Here is a 761-nt window from a genome sequence, read left to right on the forward strand (position 1 = left end):
CTTCCTGTACCGCGCCAATCTCAATCTGCTACGCGAACTCGGTGCCGAGCTGAGCTTCTTTTCGCCGCTGCTCGATGGCTCGCTGCCAGAGGCCGAAGTGCTCTACCTGCCGGGTGGTTATCCCGAACTGCACCTCGCAGCGCTCGCCGCCAACGCGCCAATGCACGCCGCGATTCGCGCTCACCATGCCGCTGGCAAACCGCTAGTCGCCGAGTGCGGCGGAATGCTCTATCTGCTCGAGTCACTGGCCGACAAGGACGGCTGCCGGGCCGAGATGGTCGGGCTCTTGCCAGGCAACGCCAAGATGCTCGGCCGCCTCGCCAACCTCGGCCTGCACCGCGTCACACTGCCCGAAGGCGAGCTGCGCGGACACAGCTTCCACTACTCGCAGATGGAGACGCCGCTGTCGCCGATCGCGATCAGCGAAGGCGCGCGGGCGGGACGGCGCGGCGAAGCGGTCTATCGCGTCGGCCGTGTGCATGCCTCGTATATGCACCTCTACTTCCCCTCAAACCCGGAGGCGGTGGCGCAGCTATTTGCGCCAGCAGCTTCTTCATTGTCCACCTGAAAGAAAGGAAATTACCATGCATATCGAACCCGGCATCATCGCCCAGGCCAAAATCGTTCTGGCCAATGCCTCGGCCGTCGGCCTCGTCGCTTACTACGCCAGGGACCTGCTCAGACAGCCGGCGGACATCGTCCGCACGCTGCTCGCGGCACTGTTCTTCTCGCTGTTCATGCAGAGTTTCCACGTCAATGTT

At 63.5% G+C, this 761-nt stretch carries 1 protein-coding gene and 1 pseudogene; both read left to right on the plus strand.

Translation table 11 applies throughout. The features are described 5' to 3' along the window. Window positions 1–568: pseudogene (locus E4Q23_RS21215) on the plus strand (cobyrinate a,c-diamide synthase); the annotation flags it as partial. Window positions 569–584: 16 nt separating this feature from the next. Beyond that, window positions 585–761: energy-coupling factor ABC transporter permease (locus tag E4Q23_RS25015; RefSeq protein ID WP_211203887.1), on the plus strand; the 177-nt coding region annotated here is incomplete at its 3' end.

It is taken from the genome of Candidatus Accumulibacter phosphatis, from assembly GCF_012939955.1.
Taxonomy (GTDB): Bacteria; Pseudomonadota; Gammaproteobacteria; order Burkholderiales; family Rhodocyclaceae; genus Accumulibacter; species Accumulibacter delftensis.